This is a genomic window from uncultured Algibacter sp. (genome assembly GCF_947495675.1).
Lineage (GTDB): Bacteria > Bacteroidota > Bacteroidia > Flavobacteriales > Flavobacteriaceae > Algibacter_B.
In genome coordinates this window covers 1-227 of record NZ_CANLZX010000102.1, presented here as the reverse complement: position 1 = coordinate 227, position 227 = coordinate 1, and the positions used below count along the sequence as shown (strand labels likewise).

Annotated in this window: 1 protein-coding gene; it reads right to left on the bottom strand. The window is 35.7% G+C overall.

All coding sequences use genetic code 11. The features are described 5' to 3' along the window. A partial coding sequence (locus Q0842_RS16255) for a hypothetical protein (protein WP_298500574.1) occupies positions 1 to 227 on the bottom strand: 227 nt, incomplete at both ends.

Below are 227 nucleotides of genomic sequence, written 5' to 3'. Positions count from 1 at the left end.
CCTTCTAAACTTAAATTTAAATCGTTGTTACTAGCTTCTAGATTTTCTGCATCATAGCCATAATCGTAGCCATCGGTAGTATATTCGCTAAATCCTAGTAATAACTCATGTCTTGTCTCTGGTCCTGTTACCGAATTGAATTCTAATCGAATTCTTTGCATCATATCTGTTGTTGCATTATCCTTAGATGCATTTCTACTTGACCCTTTTCCTTTGGCTGCTTTAGA